The organism is Xanthovirga aplysinae (assembly GCF_009711365.1).
Classification (GTDB): Bacteria; Bacteroidota; Bacteroidia; order Cytophagales; family Cyclobacteriaceae; genus Xanthovirga; species Xanthovirga aplysinae.
The window spans coordinates 1-3347 of the sequence record NZ_SMMB01000698.1 but is presented as its reverse complement, the minus strand read 5'-3'; the positions used below and the strand labels follow the sequence as shown (position 1 = coordinate 3347).

General features: G+C 38.0%; 4 protein-coding genes. 1 reads left to right on the top strand and 3 read right to left on the bottom strand.

Annotation, left to right across the window (positions count from 1 at the left end; genetic code table 11):
• Positions 1-185: 185 nt before the first annotated feature.
• Positions 186-785: an SPOR domain-containing protein gene (locus E1171_RS04320; RefSeq protein WP_246164148.1), complete on the bottom strand. Its 600-nt coding sequence runs from the start codon at positions 783-785 to the stop codon at positions 186-188.
• 79 nt (positions 786-864) lie between these two features.
• Positions 865-2268 carry a class II fumarate hydratase gene (gene fumC / locus E1171_RS04315; protein WP_155204451.1) on the bottom strand — a complete coding sequence of 468 codons (1404 nt, stop codon included), beginning with the start codon at positions 2266-2268 and terminating at the stop codon, positions 865-867.
• Positions 2269-2392: 124 nt separating this feature from the next.
• Between fumC and E1171_RS04310 the strand changes: the two genes are divergently transcribed.
• Entirely contained in the window at positions 2393-2611 is a 219-nt protein-coding gene (locus E1171_RS04310; RefSeq protein ID WP_155204449.1) for a hypothetical protein, read from the top strand.
• 186 nt (positions 2612-2797) lie between these two features.
• On the opposite strand, the gene E1171_RS04305 is transcribed toward E1171_RS04310, so the two are convergent.
• Positions 2798-3328 (bottom strand): RNA methyltransferase, encoded by a 531-nt coding sequence (locus tag E1171_RS04305; protein WP_155204447.1) that lies wholly within the window; start codon positions 3326-3328, stop codon positions 2798-2800.
• Between the last annotated feature and the right edge of the window lie 19 nt (positions 3329-3347).

The window sequence follows — 3347 nt, the reverse complement described above, 5'->3', positions numbered from 1 at the left end:
ATACAGAATTTTGTAAAGAATGGTCATTCGTAAGAACTTTTAGACTTTTCTCAAGCAAATTTTGGGCCCAACAAAAAAAGCAGTACCAAGGGGTACTGCTTTTATAAGGTTATTTCTCTATCATTTTAAATGAATTCGAGTATTTTAATGGGAACATTTCCCATTATCCCATGTCCTCTTTACAATTAAATCACGCCTTCCAGCACTTCTTTCATGGGAACTCTTTCACCATCCTTGTAAGGGACAACCCAGGCATCTTTTACCCCCATTTCCCGAAGATATTTTTTAAAGGTATCTGCTTCCCAATAATCCTTAAAACTTCCCAGAGTGTATTTGTTAAGGCCATCATCGGATTTTTCCTCTTTGAAGTTTTTTTCCTCATCCATGTATTCGGAAATATTCGATACCTTAAAAGCTCCGATTTGGACTTTAAACACTACGCCATTCTCATCTAATTGTTTATTTTCGGAACGGTTGTTTAATGAACTTTTGGCCATTTCTAAGTCAGTTTTTAAAGATTTGACTCTGGCTTGAAGTTCACTAATTTTTTCCTCTCTATCTCTGACTTTTGATTCCAAGTCAGTGACTTCACCACTTAAACGAGCTTCTCTGCCCTTTAAGGCATTGTTTTCTTCAATTAGGCTTTTGTATTTTTCAGGCGATAGTTTCCTGAGTTTTCTTTTCCATTCTTTTCTTTCTTTCTTTTCCATCTTCTGTGCCATAGAAAAGTTAGCAGATAAAAAAAGACAGATAATTAATCCAATAAATAAGGCCTTGTTTCTCATACTAAAAGTAATTGGTAAAATATTTAGAATTTTATCGTACCAATCTACAAATAAAAAAGAAATAAAGTAAAAGAAAATTTTAGTTATCCAGGCTTCCAATCATTTTGTTTGGATCTACCCATTGGTCAAACTGTTCGTCAGTTACCAATTCTAAAGCAATGGCAGCCTCTCGAAGGGTGGTTCCTTCTTTGTGTGCCTTCTTGGCAATTTTTGCTGCGTTTTCGTAGCCGATATGGGTATTCAGGGCTGTGACCAGCATTAAAGAATTCTCCAAGTTCTTCTCAATGGCCGGGTGGTTAGGTTCAATTCCAACAGCACAATTATTATTGAAAGATTGGCAGGCATCACCAATTAATTGGGCAGAAGTAAGCAAGTTATAGATCATTTGAGGCTTGAATACATTCAACTCAAAATGTCCATTCATTCCCCCAACAGCAGTGGCATTGTCTAGTCCAATTACCTGAGCACAAACCATGGTGATGGCTTCGCATTGGGTAGGGTTCACTTTTCCTGGCATGATAGAAGACCCAGGCTCATTTTCAGGAATAAGAATTTCCCCAATTCCACATCTTGGCCCTGAGGCCAACATACGGATATCATTCCCAATTTTCATCAGGCTAACAGCCAATTGCCTTAAGGAACCTGAGGTTTCAACGATGGCATCGTGAGCAGCTAAAGCTTCAAATTTATTTTCCGCTGAAACAAATGGCTGACCAGAGAACTCTGCAATTTTTTTCGCTACTAATCCTGCATATCCTTTTGGGGTGTTTAAACCAGTTCCTACTGCTGTACCTCCTAAGGCAAGCTCGGAAAGGTGTGCAAAAGTATTTTTTATAGCTTTTAGTGCATGGTCCAACTGGGAAACATATCCTGAAAACTCATTTCCTAAAGTAAGGGGAGTGGCATCCATAAAGTGCGTACGGCCAATTTTCACTACATCTTTGAAGGCTTTGGCTTTATGGTCCAAGGTATTTCTCAACAATTCTACTTTTGGAATCAACACTTCAGCCACCGCCTTATAAGCAGCAATATGCATGGCGGTTGGGAAGGTATCGTTAGAGGATTGCGATTTATTCACATCATCATTGGGATGAATTTGCTTCACTTCATCAGTTAATTGTCCTCCTAGCAATACATGAGATCGGTTGGCAATTACCTCGTTGGTGTTCATGTTGGATTGCGTACCTGAGCCCGTTTGCCATACTTTCAGAGGAAATTGATCGTCTAGTTTTCCTTCCAGGATTTCATCACAAACCTTAGAAATAATTTCAGCTTTTTCTGAGGTCAAAACCCCTAGATCTTTATTAGTTTGGGCTGCGGCCTTTTTTAGGATCGCAAAGGCATGAATCACCTCCAATGGCATTTTCATGTTGTCTCCGCCAATGGCAAAGTTTTGTAATGAGCGTTGAGTTTGAGCTCCCCAATATTTGTCAGCAGGTACCTCTACCTGACCCATGGTGTCTTTTTCTATTCGAATACTCATTAGTAATGGAATTTATGTTTTAAGTATTGATTTCTAATTGAGGCAAATTTAGAAAAATATTTGGTTTAAGGATTGCCTTCAAAAACCTATTAAAAAAGAAAGAATAGTCTAGGCGATTAGTAAAATGCTTGAAAAGGTGGAACAAAAACAGGAGGTTAGGAGGGAAACAAAGCAGGTGTTTCCAGACGATCAGGTTTTCTTGAAAGATGGGAAGCCTTGTTGGTTTTTGCCATTGGCTAATATTACTTTGCTTGAAGTGGCGGGTGGTTTTACTAAAGTTTATTTTGATGAATTTAGTCCCTCGATCCCCAGGGCCCCTCAATTACTTGGAAGTTCGACTTGATGCTAAAAATTTTTTCATTGTAAATAGATAATTGATTATTAATCTCAAATGGGTAGAAAGAATGGAACTCTGGTTTAGTGGAAGCTTAAAGGTGTAAATGAAAGGCGGAAAAGAATTGGAACTTTCCCGCCGTCAATCTCAGAAATTTAAAGAGTTGTTGAGTTTTTAAAAGAGAGAACGAAAGAGTTAAAACTTCATCTTCTGAAAAACATCCCAAATTACAATGCCCATACTGACTGAGATGTTCAGGGAATGTTTGGTGCCAAATTGGGGAATTTCTAAACAAAGGTCTGAAGCTTCAATGACTTTATCCTCTACTCCAAATGCTTCATTTCCGAATATTAGGCAATATTTTTGATTCTCCTTCGGCCTAAATTCTTCTAGTGATACACTATTCTGGGCTTGTTCTACCGAAACGATTTGATAACCCTCTTTTTTTAACTTTTGTATAATATCGATAGTATCTTGAACATGTTCCCATTCTACAGATTCGGTGGCTCCCAAAGCAGTTTTATGAATATCCCGGTGGGGTGGAGTGGCGGTAATGCCACAGAGGTATAGTTTTTCTATGGCAAAAGCATCAGATGTTCGAAAGGCTGAGCCTACATTGTTCATACTTCGAACATTATCTAATACAATCACCAGTGGTGTTTTTTCCTTATTCTTAAACTCTTCAACCGTATCTCGGTTCAACTCTTCAATTTTTAGTTTTCTCATCTTAAAAAATAATACCTTA

What these genes read in the sequence shown, in the direction of transcription:
- fumC (WP_155204451.1), bottom strand. Translation starts at nt 2,268, where the DNA reads ATGAGTATTCGAATAGAAAAAGACACCATGGGTCAGGTAGAGGTACCT.
- E1171_RS04305 (WP_155204447.1), bottom strand. Translation starts at nt 3,328, where the DNA reads ATGAGAAAACTAAAAATTGAAGAGTTGAACCGAGATACGGTTGAAGAG.
- E1171_RS04320 (WP_246164148.1), bottom strand. Translation starts at nt 785, where the DNA reads ATGAGAAACAAGGCCTTATTTATTGGATTAATTATCTGTCTTTTTTTA.
- E1171_RS04310 (WP_155204449.1), top strand. Translation starts at nt 2,393, where the DNA reads ATGCTTGAAAAGGTGGAACAAAAACAGGAGGTTAGGAGGGAAACAAAG.